This is a genomic window from Paraburkholderia sacchari (genome assembly GCF_000785435.2).
Taxonomy (GTDB): domain Bacteria; phylum Pseudomonadota; class Gammaproteobacteria; order Burkholderiales; family Burkholderiaceae; genus Paraburkholderia; species Paraburkholderia sacchari.
This window is the reverse complement of the sequence record NZ_JTDB02000003.1, coordinates 114,285-132,940: the sequence shown is the minus strand read 5'-3', so window position 1 is coordinate 132,940 and position 18,656 is coordinate 114,285. Positions and strand designations below refer to the sequence as shown.

General features: G+C 60.4%; 17 protein-coding genes. 2 read left to right on the top strand and 15 right to left on the bottom strand.

What is annotated here, in order from left to right; all coding sequences use genetic code 11:
* Positions 1 to 12: 12 nt before the first annotated feature.
* From NH14_RS12810 to NH14_RS12760, 11 genes are all read right to left on the bottom strand, one after another.
* The gene (locus NH14_RS12810; protein ID WP_035532301.1) at positions 13 to 1,278 is read right to left on the bottom strand and encodes a VpsF family polysaccharide biosynthesis protein; all 1,266 of its coding nucleotides are present in this window, start codon (positions 1,276 to 1,278) and stop codon (positions 13 to 15) included.
* Positions 1,275 to 2,399 (bottom strand): glycosyltransferase, encoded by a 1,125-nt coding sequence (locus NH14_RS12805; protein WP_052148421.1) that lies wholly within the window; start codon positions 2,397 to 2,399, stop codon positions 1,275 to 1,277. Before NH14_RS12805 ends, NH14_RS12810 begins: the two co-directional genes overlap by 4 nt.
* Complete coding sequence (locus tag NH14_RS12800; protein WP_152617274.1) at positions 2,396 to 3,145, bottom strand: polysaccharide biosynthesis protein; 750 nt, start codon at positions 3,143 to 3,145, stop codon at positions 2,396 to 2,398. The genes NH14_RS12805 and NH14_RS12800 overlap by 4 nt, the downstream gene beginning before the upstream one ends.
* Before the next feature lie 143 nt (positions 3,146 to 3,288).
* Positions 3,289 to 4,560: an IS256 family transposase gene (locus tag NH14_RS12795; RefSeq protein ID WP_407947146.1), complete on the bottom strand. Its 1,272-nt coding sequence runs from the start codon at positions 4,558 to 4,560 to the stop codon at positions 3,289 to 3,291.
* Between the two features lie 30 nt (positions 4,561 to 4,590).
* Positions 4,591 to 5,199 carry a polysaccharide biosynthesis protein gene (locus NH14_RS12790; protein WP_168727143.1) on the bottom strand — a complete coding sequence of 203 codons (609 nt, stop codon included), beginning with the start codon at positions 5,197 to 5,199 and terminating at the stop codon, positions 4,591 to 4,593.
* Entirely contained in the window at positions 5,192 to 6,436 is a 1,245-nt protein-coding gene (gene wecC / locus NH14_RS12785; protein ID WP_035534737.1) for a UDP-N-acetyl-D-mannosamine dehydrogenase, read from the bottom strand. The genes NH14_RS12790 and wecC overlap by 8 nt, the downstream gene beginning before the upstream one ends.
* A 29-nt stretch (positions 6,437 to 6,465) precedes the next feature.
* On the bottom strand, positions 6,466 to 7,617 hold the full coding sequence (wecB, locus tag NH14_RS12780) for a non-hydrolyzing UDP-N-acetylglucosamine 2-epimerase (RefSeq protein ID WP_035534734.1): 1,152 nt from the start codon (positions 7,615 to 7,617) through the stop codon (positions 6,466 to 6,468).
* Between the two features lie 48 nt (positions 7,618 to 7,665).
* Positions 7,666 to 9,882 carry a polysaccharide biosynthesis tyrosine autokinase gene (locus NH14_RS12775; protein ID WP_035534714.1) on the bottom strand — a complete coding sequence of 739 codons (2,217 nt, stop codon included), beginning with the start codon at positions 9,880 to 9,882 and terminating at the stop codon, positions 7,666 to 7,668.
* 3 nt (positions 9,883 to 9,885) lie between these two features.
* Positions 9,886 to 10,326, bottom strand: coding sequence for a low molecular weight protein-tyrosine-phosphatase (locus NH14_RS12770; RefSeq protein WP_035534712.1), 441 nt, complete (start codon positions 10,324 to 10,326; stop codon positions 9,886 to 9,888).
* The gene (locus tag NH14_RS12765) at positions 10,323 to 11,423 is read right to left on the bottom strand and encodes a polysaccharide biosynthesis/export family protein (RefSeq protein WP_052148612.1); all 1,101 of its coding nucleotides are present in this window, start codon (positions 11,421 to 11,423) and stop codon (positions 10,323 to 10,325) included. Before NH14_RS12765 ends, NH14_RS12770 begins: the two co-directional genes overlap by 4 nt.
* 158 nt (positions 11,424 to 11,581) lie before the next feature.
* On the bottom strand, positions 11,582 to 12,991 hold the full coding sequence (locus NH14_RS12760; RefSeq protein ID WP_052148611.1) for an undecaprenyl-phosphate glucose phosphotransferase: 1,410 nt from the start codon (positions 12,989 to 12,991) through the stop codon (positions 11,582 to 11,584).
* Positions 12,992 to 13,515: 524 nt separating this feature from the next.
* Between NH14_RS12760 and NH14_RS12755 the strand changes: the two genes are divergently transcribed.
* Positions 13,516 to 13,746, top strand: coding sequence for a hypothetical protein (locus NH14_RS12755; RefSeq protein ID WP_152617364.1), 231 nt, complete (start codon positions 13,516 to 13,518; stop codon positions 13,744 to 13,746).
* Here the strand turns inward: NH14_RS12755 and gloA are convergent.
* A complete protein-coding gene (gene gloA, locus NH14_RS12750) occupies positions 13,730 to 14,113 on the bottom strand; it encodes a lactoylglutathione lyase (RefSeq protein WP_035534725.1) in 384 nt (127 codons plus the stop codon). The genes NH14_RS12755 and gloA overlap by 17 nt on opposite strands.
* A 183-nt stretch (positions 14,114 to 14,296) precedes the next feature.
* Between gloA and panE the strand changes: the two genes are divergently transcribed.
* Complete coding sequence (panE, locus tag NH14_RS12745; RefSeq protein ID WP_035534709.1) at positions 14,297 to 15,250, top strand: 2-dehydropantoate 2-reductase; 954 nt, start codon at positions 14,297 to 14,299, stop codon at positions 15,248 to 15,250.
* Between the two features lie 51 nt (positions 15,251 to 15,301).
* Here panE and rsmA read toward each other — a convergent pair whose 3' ends face one another.
* The 3 genes from rsmA to NH14_RS12730 are packed head-to-tail and all read right to left on the bottom strand — an operon-like array spanning position 15,302 to position 18,577.
* Positions 15,302 to 16,147, bottom strand: coding sequence for a 16S rRNA (adenine(1518)-N(6)/adenine(1519)-N(6))-dimethyltransferase RsmA (gene rsmA / locus NH14_RS12740; protein ID WP_035534705.1), 846 nt, complete (start codon positions 16,145 to 16,147; stop codon positions 15,302 to 15,304).
* 22 nt (positions 16,148 to 16,169) lie between these two features.
* Positions 16,170 to 17,192 carry a 4-hydroxythreonine-4-phosphate dehydrogenase PdxA gene (gene pdxA, locus NH14_RS12735; RefSeq protein ID WP_035534703.1) on the bottom strand — a complete coding sequence of 341 codons (1,023 nt, stop codon included), beginning with the start codon at positions 17,190 to 17,192 and terminating at the stop codon, positions 16,170 to 16,172.
* Between the two features lie 23 nt (positions 17,193 to 17,215).
* Positions 17,216 to 18,577: a peptidylprolyl isomerase gene (locus tag NH14_RS12730; protein WP_084226013.1), complete on the bottom strand. Its 1,362-nt coding sequence runs from the start codon at positions 18,575 to 18,577 to the stop codon at positions 17,216 to 17,218.
* Positions 18,578 to 18,656: the final 79 nt, after the last annotated feature.

Sequence of the window (18,656 nt, the reverse complement as noted above, 5' to 3'; positions counted from 1 at the left end):
GTGGAGATATGCTCATGTGTTTGCCGAACTGACAATATGCAGCCTATCCTCCGCTAACATCGCATGCCAGCCCGTTCTTTTATGCTCATTTCGGATATATGCGCTTGCCCATGAAAATACGACACACAGGTAGAGTGCTGGCGTCTTGGTCACCAATGAGTTATTAGTCATGGCCGTCGCAAAGAACACCATGAAAATTAAGTAAATTGAGCCACCAGACCCACTGCTCCAACGACGAGCCAAAACCTTGGCACTGGTCCAGAAGCACAGGAACAGCAAAAGCGTGCACGCCAGACCAAACATGAAAATATATGCAACAAGAAAATTCTCAATGACACTGACATTGGCATTTTCCATAATCCTCAGAATCTGATCCGGATCTGTACCGACAATCAGATTTCCCCAACTTATGCTTTGAAGCATTTGAATGGACTGGAGACGAACACCGGAACTGTCGTCATAGGCTCCCACATTCGCGATGCGATCGCCAAACGCTCCGGAAAGTAATACCCAACTCAGTATTGCCACTCCAACCGGAACACCTGTCATGACAAATGGCAGACGTCTGACAGACTGCAACCCATATCGGACGAACCAGACCGCGTTCGTTATCAAATAGACTGCTAGTGCACCTCTCGCGCCAAACGCTGACAATGCACCAATCGTAAGAAGAAAAATAACGACCGATGCCTTCTTCGTCGCACTCAATTGGAGCGAAACTGCCACCGTCACAAGAACCAGCGCATTATTCAATGGATGGCCATGGAGCGCCGTCGCCCGAAAGTAACTCCCATACCATGTGTCGATGGGGATAAATTCGATTTTGGTAAAAACTTCGATGATGGCCATCGTACATTCCACGATGACGAAGACGAATCCCATCTTCCAGACACGCCTTGCCATCCTCTCATTCAGGAACGGAACAATCGAAGCCGCCCAAAGGGCTGACACCAACGTATCGACTGCAAATCCCAATGATTGGCGCCCACTTCCCATCGACTTGAAAATGAGGACACCGATAACGAGGGCGGAACAGAAGACCGGAGTAACAAACCGTCTGTCTGACATTTTTGACTGACGCGTTCCGAAGGAGACACCAAAAACAAGCACGCCGATTAAGGTAAACACAACATACGGGTGAACCTTCAAACCCGACACGCTTTCGTCACCAGAGTAATTCAGGCCCAGATAGTTAAGGGCTGCCCCACTGACAAAAAGTGCAAATACCACCGCCATGCTGAACAACCCAGCGACACACCGCGACTTAGAGAGTCTCATGTCGGGTAACCGGTTCTGGTGTGCAACTCTTCCTTGGCGAATCTTGACAGGCCGACCTGTTCGAGATATCGGCTTCCGATCACATCGAGAGAAAACTCTCTTGCCCGAGAAATCTGCATTAGTGGATCGCCAGCAGAGGCCAAGGATTCAACTAATGCGTCCGCGAGACCCCGCACGTCATCGACGTCCACAAGATGACCATACCGGCCGTCTTCGAGAATCTCATTTGGACCGTGAGGGCATCGAGTGGCAACAACAGGTAATCCAAAAGACATTGCCTCGACGATGACATTTCCAAATCCCTCTCGCCTCGATGAACAGACAAACAGATCCGCGTCGCGATAGAGGCTACGAATATCATTCGTAAAACCGGGCAAGCTGACGCAATCGTACAATCCCAGTTCTCCAACCAGGCTCTCCAACTCGCGGCGGCTCGGTCCTTCCCCCGCAATGACCAGCCTTACGCCGCCAGCCCTCAACCGTACCTGAGCAAATGCTCGCAGCAGGACATCGAATCCTTTGTCATCACACAGTCGACCGACAGCCAGAATCGTCTTGCCGGCTCGAGATGGCGCCCCCACACTCCTTGTTTCGTCGGGAATAAAGCATGGGTTGTAAATGACAGTGATTTTCTCATCCACGCGACCGGCAAGGGTACGCCGGAGATCGTCGGCGACACCACCGGATACCGCCACGATTGCGTCACCTGTTTGATACAGATAACGTCTTAATACCCGCTTCAACAGGTCCATCGGGCCCGTGCTGTGGTCGCCAACAACGGTCAGGTGTTCGCTGATTACCAGCCGCATTTCGTTCCGAAGCCCAATATTCGCAAACAGGGAGATCAAGTTCGCATAAGGCATAAAGGACAATACAGCGGCGGGCTTCATGCTCCTTATCAACGCCCGGAGTTCTAATAGTCGGCCGAAATGGCTGGTACTACGTGCTGCAACGACCCTGATTCCCTCGGGCAGGACATACGCTTGCTTTTCACTGTGAATAAAGAAAACTACCAAAACGCCTTTCGACAAGAAATATCGGGCAACCTCTACTGCAACACGCTCTGCTCCGCCACCCGCCAGGTGAGGAATGTGAAAAATGACTTTGCTATTCTGAATCATAACCGTCCCACCAATGCTGAACGAATCGATCCGACGTTTCCTCCAAAATACAATCCAGCAAATAGTACGATGCCAATCATCGTTGAAACGCACGTAATCCACACGTTCGAATAAAGAAAATGCGTCAGCGCTAACCGCGACAGACTACCGCACCATGCTGCAACGCCCGTGATTCCCACGAGAAACATGCCACTCATCATTACCCGCCTCATATCTACCAACGCACGAGCAAACGTGGCACTTGCGCCGAGTGAAAATAGATTGGCAACCAATAGCCCCGCTAGCAGACCATGCAGACCGGCAAAATGAGTCCCAATGTAGACGGAACACCCTGCCACAACGAGCGTAGATATATTGACTACCATCAGTATTTTGGTCCGGGCGTGTAAGTGATAAGCCTGATCAAAGAAATGTGTGCGAAATGCACCGACTACAGCGATGACCAGCAGAGGAAAAACCAAAGGTTCGGCCGCAACGCCGATTGTGCGACCGAGAAGGAGTGGGAGCGCAATATCCCGCGCAAGAAAGAACGTGAGACAAATGGCAAACATGCCGGCCAGCGTCATCAAACCTATTTGAGTATGCAACGTCCGATGTCCCGCTTCAGAGCGGTTTTTCTTTTCCCTCAGCAGCCACGGATATGAAGGTGTCACGACGAGCAGGCATGCCGCAGAGATTGCGTTGGTCACCAGGCCGCTCGCAGCAGCGTAAACGCCGACAAGCGCGGCACCCTCGAACACGGCCAAGATTGGCCTGTCGATCCGTGTAAGCGCAGTCGTCGCGAGAAATACAGGTACGAGCGGAAGCCCATACTGCAGCATTGTGCGTAGTTGCGCCGTTTCGAAAGAACCTGTCCGCATTTTTGTGGGCGAGGCGGTTAAAGGAATCGTTACCCGCGCGCCTGCGTGAATCGGTCGCCAAACAGGATAGCAAACTGGTTCATCGCCGACTTCCAGTCGAAGGCGGCACGAACGGACTTTGCCAGGACATTGCGTAGCGCCAGCCAGAGCAGCTTGATGGCTGCCTCGTCATTCGGGAAGTGGCCACGGGTCTTGATGATCTTGCGCAACTGCATGTTCAGACTCTCAATGGCATTCGTTGTGTAGACAACGCGCCGGATCTCCGGTGGAAACGCGAAGAATGGCGTGACGTGCTCCCATGCGCGCTGCCATGACTGCACGATCATTGGGTATCTTAGGCCCCATGGGCCGTCCGCGAACGCCTGCAGCGCCTGCTGCGCGGCCTGCTCGCTGGCGGCGGAGTAGACCGGCCGCAGTGCCGCGGCAAGGGCCTTGCGGTCCTTGTAGCTGGCGTAATCCAGACTGTTGCGGATCAGATGCACGATGCAGGTCTGCACGGCCGTGCGGGGGTAAGCGGTGCTGATTGCATCGGCCAGTCCCTTCAGGCCGTCGACCACCGCAATCAGGATGTCCTGGCAGCCACGGACCTTCAGTTCGTTGAACACCTTGAGCCAGAACTTCGCGCCCTCGGTCTGCTCGATCCACAGGCCCAATACATCGCGCTGACCATCCGCCTGAATGCCCAGTGCCAGATAGACGGCCTTGTTGCTGACCACGCCGTCGTCGCGGATCTTGACGCGCAGGGCGTCGAAGAACACCACCGGGTACATCGCATCGAGCGGACGGCTCTGCCAGAGCAGCGTTTCGGCCATCACCTCATCGGTGACCGAGCTGATGAAATCGGGCGATACCTCGGTGCCGTAGCTTTCGGCCAGAAAGGCCTGAATCTCGCGCACACTCATGCCGCGCGCGTACATCGCGATGATGCGCTCGTCGAATCCGGTGAAGCGGCGTTCGTGTTTGGGGATCAGGATGGGTTCGAAGCTGCCGTCACGGTCGCGGGGCACCTCCACGCGCACGGGGCCGCGATCCGTGATAACGGTCTTGCCACTGGCGCCGTTGCGCTCGTTGGCTTGCCCGGCTGGTTTGGACTGGCCCGGCGGGTAGCCCAAATGCAGGTTCATCTCGGCACCCATCGCGCGTTCGATGACCGCCTTGTTGAACGCCAGCATCAGATCCTGCACCTGGGCCGGCGTCATCGGTCCCTTGACCAGTTCGTCCAGCAGCGCCTTGGGCAGTTCAGGCAGCGGCCCTCGGGCCGCTGCCTGAGACGCCACCGTACGTTTCTTCTTCATCGGCATATCCATGATTTTTACCTCTCATGATATGCCTCACCCACAAAATGCCGGACAGGTCCTTTCGAAATGGGCCCGCCTAAATACGGCGACATGGTCGTATCCGCACAACACGGTCTGCAGGATGAAAACCATCGCAGTCGCGCACAGTATCAGAGGCATCGAATGGGTGGCCAACCATGTGACTATGCCAGCCGAGGTCGCACCGACCGTTAGCAGCAACGAGGCCAGCGCATATCGCAATACCGCACCTGACGCACGCGCGATCTCCTGCGTATATAGTGCGGCGCTCTTGGCAATCGCCACCATAGCGACCATCACCCATTCCACACGAGAGCCATCGGCTAACATTAATGCAACGAACCAAATAAGAGCGCCTAAAATTGCGACACAGATCCATGCCAAGTGACTGGTCACGAGATATGAATCTGCCTCGCCGTCGCCAATGGTGTTCCAGTATCGAACGAGAGCGAGCCTATGCCACTGGAAGAGGACGCCCTGAAACGCCTCGACAAGCGCCAGGTAGACTGCCAAGCGACCGTAGGTTTGCGGGCCGAGCATCCGTGCGTAGATCGTTAGCGAAAACACGCCTCCAATTAGAGACATGCCATAGCCAATCGTCAGCCCAAAACCCTTCTTAGCCACGCGCCAACACCCCACGCGTATCAATCACAACCTTCGCCTGCAAGCGAATCGGATCGACCTGTTTGAACTGCGAGTGGTCAACGAGAATCACGATCACGTCGGCCTCGGCCAACGCAGTGCGCAAATCGCAAAGATGCAGTGCGCCTTGCAAACCCGCCGGCAACTCACGAATATTCGGCTCGACGGCCATCACCTGGCCCGGGAAGCGTTGGCCGAGCGCCTTCGCAATCTCAACCGCCGGACTCTCGCGCAGATCATCGATATTCGCCTTGAACGCGAGGCCAAGACACGCAATAACCGGCTCACGGAAACGCTTGGCCGCATTCTCCACCCGGTCGATCACCCAATGCGGCTTGTCGTCGTTCACATTACGGGCTGCACGAATCAAGCGAGCCTGCTCCGGCGCCGAATCCACGATGAACCACGGATCCACAGCGATGCAATGACCGCCCACGCCCGGTCCCGGCTGAAGAATGTTCACGCGCGGATGGCGGTTCGCCAGCTTGATGAGTTCCCACACATTGATATCCAGCCGGTCGCAGATCAGCGAAAGCTCGTTCGCAAAGGCAATATTCACATCGCGGAACGAGTTCTCCGTAAGCTTGCACATCTCTGCCGTACGCGCATCCGTGACGATGCATTCGCCTCGCACGAACACCTGATAGAGTTCGCGCGCTGCTTCACTGCAACGGTTCGTCAAGCCGCCAATCACACGGTCGTTCTCGACCAGTTCGCGAATCACATGGCCCGGCAGCACGCGCTCGGGGCAATGCGCCACGCGCACGTCGGAGGCGTCGCCCATCTGCTGCGGAAACGTCAGGTCCGGCCGCATCTCCGCCATCCACTCGGCAATCTTTGCCGTTGCACCAACTGGCGAGGTCGATTCGAGCACGATCAGGTCGCCCTTCTTCAGGACAGGCGCTACCGCACGGCTCGCCGCCTCGATATAGGAAAGGTCAGGTTTGTGGCCATCCGAAAACGGCGTGGGAACTGCGATGAGGAACGCGTCGGCGGGCTCGGGAGTCGTGGTCGCTCGCAAATAACCCTGCGTCACCGCAGCATGCACGAGCATGTCGAGTTCAGGCTCAACGATATGAATGGCACCCCGATTGATGGTGTCGACGGCATGTTGATTCACATCGACGCCAATCACTTTCTTGCGCCGCGCGGCAAATGCCGCTGCCGTCGGCAAACCAATGTAGCCTAGACCTACAACCGAGATCGTTTCGAAGTTCATGATGTTCATGCCTTGATTAGTCGTTGCCTTCACGCCACGCGAGGCGCGGGATTCCAACTGGTTTTCAATGCCTCGGCAATACGGCCGCAGGCTTGTCCATCTCCGTACGGGTTGCTGCCCCGGCTCATCGCCGCATACGCCGCGTGGTCGTCGAGCAGTCGCGAAACGCCCTCGACGATTGCCTGCACTCCGGTCCCGACAAGTTCAACGACACCGGCGTCGATCGCTTCCTGACGCTCAGTCGTATCGCGCATCACCAGCACCGGCTTGTGCAACGAAGGCGCCTCCTCTTGAATGCCGCCCGAGTCGGTCAGGATCAGATACGAGCGGTCCATCAGGCTCACGAACGGCAAGTAGTCGAGCGGTTCGATCAGATGGACGTTGGCAATGCCCGTGAGCAGCCGATTCACCGGCTCGCGCACACTCGGATTCAGATGCACGGGATAAACAATGTCGACATCGGGATACGCGTGAGCCAATTGCGAAAGCGCGGTACAGATGCGCTCGAAGCCGTCGCCGAAGCTCTCGCGGCGGTGCCCTGTGACCAGCAACAGACGTCTGTCCCCGTCCAGCAGCGCAGGCAAGCCCCTTTGGGCTTTAGCCCGCAAATCTGCGTCATCAGCGAGACGACCACGCACATGCAGAAGTGCATCAATCACTGTGTTCCCGGTCACGTTGATTGAGGCGTCACTCACACCCTCTGCCAAAAGATTCTTCCGAGCCCGCGCCGTGGGTGCGAAATGGAGCGTCGCCAGCGCCCCCGTCAATTTGCGATTTGCCTCCTCCGGCCAAGGCGAAAGCAAATTGCCGGTGCGCAGTCCCGCCTCCACGTGACCGACCGGGATACGCTTGTAGAACGCTGCAAGCGCAGCCGCCATCGTCGTGGTCGTATCGCCATGCACGAGCACCACGTCCGGCCTGGCCTCGTCCAGCACGCCGCTCATGCCGGATAGAATCGACGTTGTCACGCCATAGAGGTCTTGACCGGGCTTCATGACATTCAGATCGAAATCCGGTTCGATGTTGAAAAGCGCAAGAACCTGGTCGAGCATTTCGCGATGCTGGCCGGTCACGCAAACCTTGCAATCGAAGTCCTGATCACGCTGCAAACGCTGCACGAGCGGCGCCATTTTGATCGCTTCAGGCCTTGTCCCAAACGTTAGCAGTACTTTTTTATTCATTGTTGTGATCTCGCACAACCGGCCTCTAGGGAGGCCGGACTCCTTGCGTTAGTCGCCCTTCTTCCGATAATCCGAATACGCGCCGTAAGCCGCGCCACGCTGCGGCACGTCGGTCAACAGCACACCATCCACCGCAACGCCAGCGCTGGCGAGGTGACGTGTCGTCTCCCTCAGCTCAGCAGCGGAATGCCGGCCATGGCGCACCACCATGAGCGTCGCGCCGGCCTCCTTGCCGATCAGCACGGGATCGGTCACCGCAAGCACAGGTGGCGAATCCACGATCACCATGTCGTAGGTTGCGGCGAGCGATTTGAGTACCGTTGCAAAGCGCTCACGCAACAGAAGTTCCGAGGGCCGTTCCGGTATGGCGCCCGCCATCATGACGTCGAGATTAGGCAGCACCTGACGATGGATGACCTCGGCGGACTCACGCCCCGTCAACACCTCAGAGAGACCCGGCTTGCCGTTGATTGAGAAGTAGGAATGCACGTCACCGCGCCGCATATCGGCGTCGATCAGCAAGATGCGCTTGCCCGTCGAAGCAAGCACCGTCGCCAGATTCACCGAGACGAACGACTTGCCCACGCCGGGCCTCGGCCCCGTGATCATGACAATGTTGTTCTCGGGTTTGAGCACGCCAAACTGCAACGCCGTGCGCAGGCTGCGAAGCCCTTCAACCGCGACATCGTCCGGAAACGCCACCGCCAGCACGCCTGGCTTCGACGGATTGCGGCGCACCGACTGCTCGAGCGCAAGTTGCTTGTCGCTATGCGAGATGATCGCGTAGACAGGCACCTCCACAGCGTGCTCGATTTCCGCGGGGCTTTCCAGACCACGATTGAACATGCGACGCCCCAGCGCCACGGCGCAGCCAAGCAGCAGCCCCAGCAACGCCGCGAGCGGAATTACGAGGAGCTTCTTGGGACGCACGGGCTTTTCCGGCACGACAGCAAAGTCCACCGTGCGCACGTTGCCCAGTTGCCCCGCCTTCAATACACGTAATTGCTGCGTGCTGTCGAGCAGCTTCATATAGAGATCGGTGTTCACCTTCACATCGCGCATGAGGCGCAGCGCCTCTTGCTGCGTCTGCGGCAGACCGCTCACCTGGTGCTCGTATTGATCCTGCAGTTGGTCCAGTTCGGCGATGCGCGCATCAACAGCCGCTACCGCAGGATGCGAGGGTGTATATCGCTGAACCAGTTCGGCACGTTGCTGCTGCATTTCTGTCAAGCGGGACTTCGTGTCCACGACAGCTTGCAACAGAAGCTTGCCTTGGGCGTCAAGATCGATGGCGCCCGTCTTCGCGCGATAGGCGTTGTAGCGCGCCTCCGACTGATCGAGATCGGCACGCAACTTTGGCAACTGGTCGCCAAGGAAGGTGAGCATCTGCTCCGCCTGCGCCGATTTGCGGTCGACGTTACGCTGCACGTACAGGCTCGCGATCATGTTGATCGTTGCGGTGATGCGCTGCGCGTCCTCGCCATCGAGCTTGACGCCGATAATGCCCGACTGCTTCGTCTTCTCGGCAAGGTCCAGTTTCTTTTGCAGCTCCTCAACTGTCTGCTGGGTCGAATAGCGCTTGAGATCGAAGCGCGTGCCTGGCCTCGCCACCAACGAGGCCACGGTCAGCTGCACAGGCCCCTCGGCGACCGTACCGCTTGCCGCTTCGCCCACGCGTGCGCGCAGCACAACGCTGCCATCCGGGTCCGTTAGTTCATAACGCTCGGCATCGATTGAATGCAGTCTGAACGTCTTTTCATACAACGCCGCAGGTACCTCGAACTGCGAAACACTGATGCGTTCTCCACCCCATGCATAGCTACCCAAGCCGAGTGCCGGCTTCGCCAGTTCGGGGCGGCCATCGCCCTGCGATCGCCGCGCAATCGCCCCGCCAATCAACGGAAAATAGTGCGGCTTCGCACTCACATCCAAATGCAGCCGGTTCACCGTCTCGCCCACGACCATGCGCGAACGGATCAATTCGATTTCCGCGTCGGCGGTCGCCTTGTTCTGGAACAGCGACGCGAGATCGCCAAGCTTGTCGTTGATCGACCCGGCACCCGAATCGTCATCGACCTGAATAATGGCGTCCGCGCGATAAACCGGTGCGCCGAGAAAGGCGTACGTCGTACCTAGGAGCAGCACGCATACCGCCACGATGACGATCTGCTGCCAACCTTCGCGAAGGACATTGAAGATTTCGGAAAGGTCGATCTCGTCGTCGTCCGACTGTTCAGCCGGATGGTTTTGCTTAAGAAGGGTCATGATTCAGTGAGCCAGTCCTGCCAGTACATCACTCCAGTGCGCGACGCCGTGCTCGATCTGCGCGAAAGCCAGTTCGAATGCGACGCGATGGCGCTGATACGGGTCGACGACATCGACGCCATCGTTCTCGTTGAGCCGATAGACCTTGCCTCGCGCATACGGCCACGCTTGCTCGATCTGCTCGCGCTGCACTTTTGTCATCGTCAGAATGAGGTCGGCCGCGCGCACCTGTTCGTCGGTGAGCGCCGTGGCGACGTGCTTTTCTAGCTGCACGCCACGCTCACGCGCCATTTCGAGAACACGCGGGTCCGCCCCCTCTCCAACCAGCGCATGCGTGCCTGCGGAACTAAAGCCGATATCGGGCAGCGCCTGCGCGAGCATGGCGCAGGCCAATGGGCTACGGCAGATATTGCCTTCGCACACCACCAGAACGCGATCGATCATTTCGCCACCAACCCTGCGGTCAAGCCCGCGTTAATGGCCGGAATCAACAGCGTCAGCACGCGGTTGAAGCGGACAAGACCGTTGCCGTCGACATACACGACATCCTTGGGCTGCAGGTCGAATTCCTTGGCGACCAGCATGGCCACCGGCGAGCGGCCGTCGAGATGGAAGACCTCGGGCGTGCCGCTGAGCGACCCGCGAATCACGAACATTTGTGCAGCATCGGCTGTCGACGAATTGACGCTGCCGGCCTGCGCAATGGCATCCGCCAGCGTGATGCGACCTGTGCGGCGCGGGATGGCCGAGATCGGCTTGTTGACTTCGCCCATGACGTAAACGTCGTTTTCGTCGCGCGCGATCACGCGCAGCAGATCGCCGGGCTGGAGATAGAGCTTCGACGGGCTCACGCCGCCCGCCAGCATTTGCGTCAGATTGATACGATGCGAAGCGCCGCCGCGCACGAGCACGAGATCGCTCTGATCGGCCGTATCGGCAAAGCCGCCGGCGCGCGAAACGGCTTCGTACAACGACATCGGGACGTCGTTCACCGCCACCACGCCCGGGCTGCGCACTTCGCCGTCGACGTACACCTCATGGGCACGATACGAGGCCATGCGCACGGTCACCTGCGGCTTGACGAAGTAGCGCGCGAGCACGGTGGTCAAGCGGCGCTGCACTTCCTCGGTGCGCATCCCGGCAACGCGCATCGTTCCCGCATAGGGAAACGTCAGCTCGCCGGCCTGATCCACCACGAAGCCCGAAGACGGATCGCCGGGCCGCGTGGATGCCTGCATCTGGCCCGAACCCGTGGCAGCCGCGATCTCCGGGTGATCCCATACCACGATCTGCAGCACGTCGCCCGGGCCAATGCTATAGGGCTGCGGTACGGAGGAAAGCAACTTGACCTGAGCCTGCTGCGTTGCGCGGCGCTCTTCCTGAATGCGCCGCACGAGCGCCACGTCCATTTCGGTGATGGCGATCTCGGGAGTCGCACTGGTTGCGTTGGCAACCTGTGTCGCCTTCGCCCCCCCCTCCGCGGCAGCGAACGAAGCGTCCGTCGGCACGGCATTCACCGCTTGCCGGGAGGTGGTGTCCATGCGCATGCCCGGCGCCACTCCGCACGCGGCCAGCACGGAACACATCGCAACCGCGATGCTCTTCCGGGAAATATGAAGGGTTCCAGCGCGATATATGCCACGGTGCACGGGAGCCGAGAGTTTATTCAATCGTTTCAACACTTCAGCGTTCCAGCCAATCAATAAGCATTGCGATGAACCAGTCCCTTGAAAATCGTCGCGACAACAATCTTCATGTCGAGCGAGAAGGACCAATTGCCGAGGTAATACAGATCGTGCTCGACGCGGCCCCGCATCTTTTCGATGCGATCGGTTTCGCCGCGAAATCCGTTCACTTGTGCCCAGCCCGTGATGCCTGGCTTGATGCGATAGCGATGGATATAGTTGTCCACGATGTCCTGATAGAGCGTGTCGTGCTCGATGGCGTGGGGCCTCGGGCCGACGACGGACATCTCGCCGCGCAGCACGTTGAGGAACTGCGGCAGTTCGTCGAGGCTCGTGCGACGCAGGAATGCGCCCACGCGCGTGATGCGCGGGTCGCCGCGCTTCGCCTGCTCGACTACGCCGTGGGTCTGGGCGTGCAGACGCATGCTGCGGAATTTATAGATGTTGAAGACCTTGCCGTTGGCGCCCTTGCGCCGCTGCGTGAAAAACACCGGGCCGCGTGAAGTCAGCTTCACCGCAATTGCAATGGCGAGCAGGAGCGGCGAGATCGCAAGCAACACGAAGCAGGCGAACAGGCGGTCGAATACTTCCTTTTGCGCGAGCGCCTCCTCCGAGATCGGCGAGCCAACGAGATTGATCGCCGGTGTGCCGCCCAGATTCACCATCTCGCCTTCGAAGAGCGCGAGGCCGCTGACGTCGGGAATAAAGCGGATGTTGACCAGATCGTTGCGGAAGAGCTCGGTGAACTCAAGAATGGTTTTTTCTTCGGAAAGTGGCAGCGCAAGCCAAAGCTCGTCGATGCCGTAGCGGCGCACATAAGACGCGAAACCTTCTTGGTCGCGAAACGCCGGCACGTTACCAGGCGGCTCGCCGAGATCCGGGCCGGAGTCGAACAGGGTGGCGATGTGATAAACCGAATCGGGCGTCGTATGGACCTTGCGCAACAACTGGCGGCAGTGCATGCCGCTGCCGACGATCGCGACACTGCGATAGCTCGCCGCCTGATCCGCCCGGCGCAAGCTGAACGCGGAATCCAGCAACCGGCACGCGATGAGCCCAAGACCGGAGACGAGCGTCCATTCGGAGAACCACGCAAGCGAAGGATGATACGGCCGGTGCATCACGGAGGCGATCAACGTGGTGCCTGCGAGCGTGAAGAGCCATACGATGCCGGGCACGCAAACGCAGCGCCAGAACAGGTGCGCGCGCGCGGTGCGGTACAGCCCGAAGAAGGGAAACACCAGCAACGCGGCAAGCAGCGTGAATGCAACAAGAGCGGCGTCATATCCGGCGTGCCCTGGCATGCCTTCGCCGGACATCGTGATCTGCGCCCCCACTGCGATAACCAGCATGTCGAGCAGGCGAGCCCAAAGACTGCTGTGGGTGGACGGTGCTCCAGCCTCGGTTTGAATAGGCAAGTTCATCGCATTTCCTTCGGATGTTCGTGTTCCCGCGCGATAGCGCCCGCGCGGCTGCTTGAGAGGCCGGGTACTGCCGATTGGCGGCCACAAGCGGACGGATCATTCGATAAGGTTCCAGCCACATAGCGCACCCGAACACGCGTAGAACGTAGAACTGCCTGATTGAAGGAAAGCCTGCATTTCGTGAATCGCTCTCAGAAAACCCTGGGTGCTCGCGCGTCGAGAGCAACTTGATATCCGCAAGCTGCCGAAGGCGACACCTTCGCCGGCTTCACACGCGGGATACCTCCCCAGAATTGTTTTGTAGTTAGTTAATATCCGAGGGACAGAGTCTCGTCTTCCGAGCTATTCTCGTATATAGGAATGCTCTGAATTGGTCTTGCGAAGTAACGCCCGAACGCCGCAAAGGTGTCTTGAAATACGCCTCATATTCAAGCCGGCGGCTTTAGGCACAAAGATCCGCCATCGCAAAATTAGGATATCGAAGTAAATGTATCGATTTGTATCCAGCAGGATGAAAAGCGGAAATGCGTCGAAATTTTAGCGATGCCGGGCGCGTCAATCGAATGCGTTCGGTGAATAACATCCGAACCTTCATTCAATTCACGATGGGATTTTTAAATTTGTTTAAATCGCGCTATATTTCTCTTTTTATTGTCAAGCGCCTCGCCGATTTACAACTTATCCCGAAAAACAAGGTGGTGACGCCAGAAAAATCTGACGCCACAGAGCGAAGCAATTTTACTTCTTCTGAATAAACTCGATCTTGTACCCATCCGGATCGGTCACGAACGCGATCACCGTCGTCCCATGCTTCATCGGCCCGGCTTCGCGCACGACGGTGCCACCCTGTGCCTTGATCTTCTCGCAGGCGGCGTAGGCATCGTCCACTTCCACCGCCAGATGGCCAAAGCCCGTGCCCAAATCGTACGAGGGCGTATCCCAGTTATGCGTGAGCTCGATCACGGCGCCCTCGCGCTCGTCGGTGTAGCCGACGAACGCGAGCGTAAACTTGCCGTCGGGATAGTCGTCGCGGCGCAGCAGTTTCATGCCGAGCAATTCGGTGTAGAACTTGATCGAGCGGTCCAGGTCGCCAACCCGGATCATCGTGTGCAGAAGGCGCATCATGTACTCCGTTTTGCCATCGTCAAAAACGCGACTGTACCAAAATCCGCTCGGCCCTGCCGACGCCGGCCGCGCCAGGCAGGCCACACCGATTTGCACTAGCATGAACGCCATCTCGAAGCAGCCGGGGTGCGATGCAACCCGGCCAGCGTTGCCGACAACAAGCGAAGCAAAGGAGCCGACATGCGGATTCTGGTAGTGGGTGCAGGCGCGACAGGCGGTTATTTCGGCGGGCGACTCGCCGCCGCGGGGCGCGATGTGACGTTTCTGGTGCGCGAGGCGCGCGCCGCGCAGTTGCGCAAGGACGGCCTCGTGATCCGCAGCCCGCACGCCGGCGATCTCACGCTGCGCGATCCCAAGACCGTGACACGCGAGGCGCTCGAGTCACCGGGCGCTCAGCCATTCGATGTCGTGCTGCTGAGCTGCAAGGCCTACGATCTCGACAACGCCATCGATTCGTTCGCGGCGGCTGTCGGGCCCCACACCGTGATCCTGCCGCTGCTCAACGGAATGGGCCATCTGGAACTGTTGCAGGCGCGCTTCGGCACGCAGGCCGTGCTCGGCGGCGTCTGCCTGATCGCCTCCACGCTCAACGAAAAGCGCGAAATCGTGCATCTGAACGACGCGCATGCCATCTCGTTTGGCGAGCTCGGCAACGGTGTCACGCCGCGCGTGGAGGCCATTGCCGGCACCTTCGGCAACGCCGGCTTCAACGTGAAAGCCAGCGCGAACATCCTGCAGGAAATGTGGGAAAAGTGGGTGTTCCTCGCGACGCTCGCAGGCAGCACGTGTCTGTTTCGCGCGCCCGTAGGTGTCATCGTCGCGACGCCGGACGGTGCGGCCACGATCGAACGTCTTTTCGCCGAATGCCGCGCGGTGGCCGCCGAACATGGGCACGCCGTGCGTGAAAGCTTCCTCGAGCGCTCGCGCGCCATGCTGTTCGCCACCGGGTCGACGCTCACGGCCTCGATGATGCGCGACGTGCAGAACGGCTCGCGCATCGAAGCCGACCACATTCTCGGCGACCTGATCCGGCGCGGCGGCGCGGCCCAACGCGCGTCGAGCGAGCTTTCGGTGCTGCGGATCGTCTATAGCCAGCTCAAGGCGTACGAGGCGCAACGCGCCGAAGCGAGTTGAGGCCGGAGAAGAAGGCGCGGCGCCCGCTTACTCGCACGTTTACTCGCACGCCTACGCCGCCGGTGCGCTGCCCGATGCCTGGGCAGCCTCGACTGCCTGAGCGACGCGCACGTACTCCTCCACCGGCACGTCTTCCGCGCGACGCGCGAGGTCGAAGCCGAGCGCTTCGAAGTCCACTCGCTCGCGGTAGTCGCCAAGGGTGTTGCGCAGCATCTTGCGCCGCTGCGAGAACGCCGCCGTCACGAGTTCGCCGAGAATCGCCTCGTCCACGCGCGGCAGTTCGTGCGGCGCGTACGGAATCATGCGCACGATCGCCGAATCCACCTTCGGCGGCGGCTGGAACGACTCGGGCGGCACGTCGAGCAGCTTGTCGATCACATAGCGATACTGAAGCATCACCGTGAGCCGGCTGAACGCCTTGCTGCCGGGCTCGGCCACCATGCGCTCGACCACTTCGTTCTGCAGCATGAAATGCTGGTCGATCACACGTTCAGCGAAAGTCGCGAGATGGAACAGCAGCGGGCTCGAAATGTTGTACGGCAGATTGCCGACGATGCGCAGCGTGGGCTTCTCCCCCGGCGCCGCGAGCGAGCCGAAGTCGAACGCCAGCGCATCGCCCGCGTGCAGTTTGAGCAGCGGCCCGAACTTTTTGGTGAGGCGCGCAATGAGGTCGCGGTCGAGTTCGACCGCGTGCAGCGGCGCTTCGGGCGTGGCGAGGCGCTCGATTAGCGGCTCGGTGAGCGCGCCGAGGCCTGGCCCGATCTCGACCATGCGTTCACCGCGCTGCGGGCGAATGACGTCGACGATCGAGTCGATCACGCCCGCGTCGACGAGAAAGTTCTGGCCGAAGCGCTTGCGCGCGAAGTGGCCCTGGTGCTGTCTGCTGCTATTGGACATCCTGGTCAAGTCAATGAGCCAATCAGACAGCGCGCCGGTGGCGAGCCATCGAAACGGCGGTGTCGATGGCGGCGATCAGGCTGCCCGCGTCCGCGCGGCCGGTGCCGGCGAGATCGAGCGCAGTGCCATGATCGACGGACGTGCGTACGATCGGCAGGCCCAGCGTCACATTGATGCCTTCGCCGAACGTCGCGTATTTCAGGACCGGCAGGCCCTGGTCATGAAACATCGCCAGCACGCAGTCGGCCTCGTTGAGGTAACGCGGCTGGAACAGGGTATCGGCGGGATAGGGGCCACGCGCGTCGATGCCTGCGGCTGTGGCTTGCGCGAGCGCCGGCGCGATGACGTCGATTTCCTCGCGCCCGAGGTAGCCGTTTTCCCCTGCATGCGGATTCAGGCCCGTCACGAGGATGCGCGGCGTAGCCACGCCGAAGTGATAGCGCAAGTCGTGGTCGACGATGCGCAGCGTCTCGAGCAGCCCGTCGACCGTCAGCGCCGCCGGCACGTCCTTGAGCGGCAGATGCGTGGTAGCGAGCGCGACGCGCAAGGGTCGCGCGCCGGTGCCCGCGAGCATCATGACGACGCGCGGCGTCTTCGTGCGTTCGGCCAGGTATTCGGTATGGCCGGTAAACGGCACGCCGGCGTCGTTGATCGTGCTCTTTTGCAGCGGCGCGGTCACGATGGCGTCGAACTCGCCCGTCATGGCGCCGTCGATGGCGCGATCGAGCAGCGCGAGCACGTACGGGCCGTTGGCGGCGTCGAGCTTGCCGGCTTTCGCCGGCGCGGCGAGCGCAATGGGCTCGACGCTTACATGCTGGCCCGCCAGCACCGCGGCCCAGTCGACGCTGGCTGCCGCCGCGCGCGTTTGCATGAGGTTCGGGTCGCCGAGCACGACGAATTGCGCGCCGGGCCAGTGCGCCGAGGCGCCCGCGAGCGCGGCGGCCGTGAGCTCGGGGCCCACGCCGGCCGGCTCGCCGGTGGTGATGGCGATGCGAACCGGCCGCGGCCCCCGCGGCGCAGAAGACGATGAGGCGGGAGCATTCACGGCGCGATTCCTTTGAGGATGGGTCAGTGTTGCTGCGGCGGGGTCAGGCCGCCGATCTTGTAGTCGACGTAGGCGGTGTCACGCAACTGGCGCAGCCAGTCGGCGTAGGCCTGTTCCGCCTTGCGCTGGCCGATGGCCTGGCGCGCGAGATCCATCTGCTGCGCGATCGAGCCTTCGGCCTCGCGGCGGCCCAGCACCTGGATCAGGTGATAGCCATATTCGGTGCGCACCGGGTCGCTGATCTGGCCGTCCTGGAGCGTGTTCATGGCGCGCTCGAATTCGGGCACGGTTTCGCCCGGGCTGATCCAGCCGAGGTCGCCGCCCTGCGAGGCCGAGCCGTCCTGCGAGTACGTGTGCGCAAACTTCGCGAAGTCGCCGCCCGCCTGCACTTCCTTCTTGATTTCCAGGAGCTTCTGGCGCGCCTGCGGCTCGGACGTGCCGTCGCCCACGCGCAGCAGGATGTGGCGCACGTGCGTCTGCACGAGTTGCGGCGCCGAGGCGCTCGTGCCCTGCCCCTGGCGGCGCTCGACGAGGCGAACGATTTCAAAGCCGTCGTTGGTGCGAATCACCGAGGGATTCACTTCGCCCGGGCGCAGCGTGGAAGCGGCCGTCACCCACTCGGGCGGCAGCTTCGCAGGCGGCAGGAAGCCCAAGTCGCCGCCCTTGCTGGCGTCGGCCGCCTGCGAATTGGACTTTGCGAGGCTCGAGAACTTGCTGCCCGACTGGGCCTGCTTGAGAAGTTCGTCGGCCTTCTTCTGCGCGGCCTCGATGTCGGTCTGCGACGCGTTTAGCGGCGCCTTGATAAAGATGTGCTCGAAGTGCAGGTCGTTTTGCTGGCCTGCGTTCGGCCCGCGCTGGCTCGCGATGTAGTTCGCGACTTCGGCGTCGGTGACCGAGATCTTGCTGTCCACTTCCTTCTCGCGCAGCTTCGAGAGCGTGAGCTCGGTGCGCGCGTCGCCCATGAACGTCGCCCACGGTACGCCGGCCGCCTCGATGCGCGTGCGATAGGTGGCGAGGTCCATGCCGTTGGCCTGGGCCAGACGCGTGAGCGTGCGCTGCACGGCGGCGTCGTCGATCGAGATGCCGTCTTCCTTGGCCTTTTGCAGCTGGATGCGCTCGAGCACCATCTGGTTGAGCACCTGCGCCTGCATCTGGTCCATGGGCGGGACCGGCGCGTTCTGCTGGTTCAGGCGGCGCGTGATGAGGCCAACGCGGTTGTCGAGCTCGCGCTGCGTGATCACGCCGTCGTTGACGACCGCCGCAATCGTGTCGGCGGTGCGGCCGCCGGCGGGCGCCAGCCCCTGTGCAAACGCCGGCGCGGCCGGCAACAGTCCTGCGACGGCGAAGATGCTCGCAGCAAACGCTGCCAGGCGAAGCTTTTTCATGATTCCCACTGATACTCCAAAGTTGGCGGGCAGCTTCGCCCGTCTCTATGCAACCGACCTCGCGCGGTGTCCGAACGCC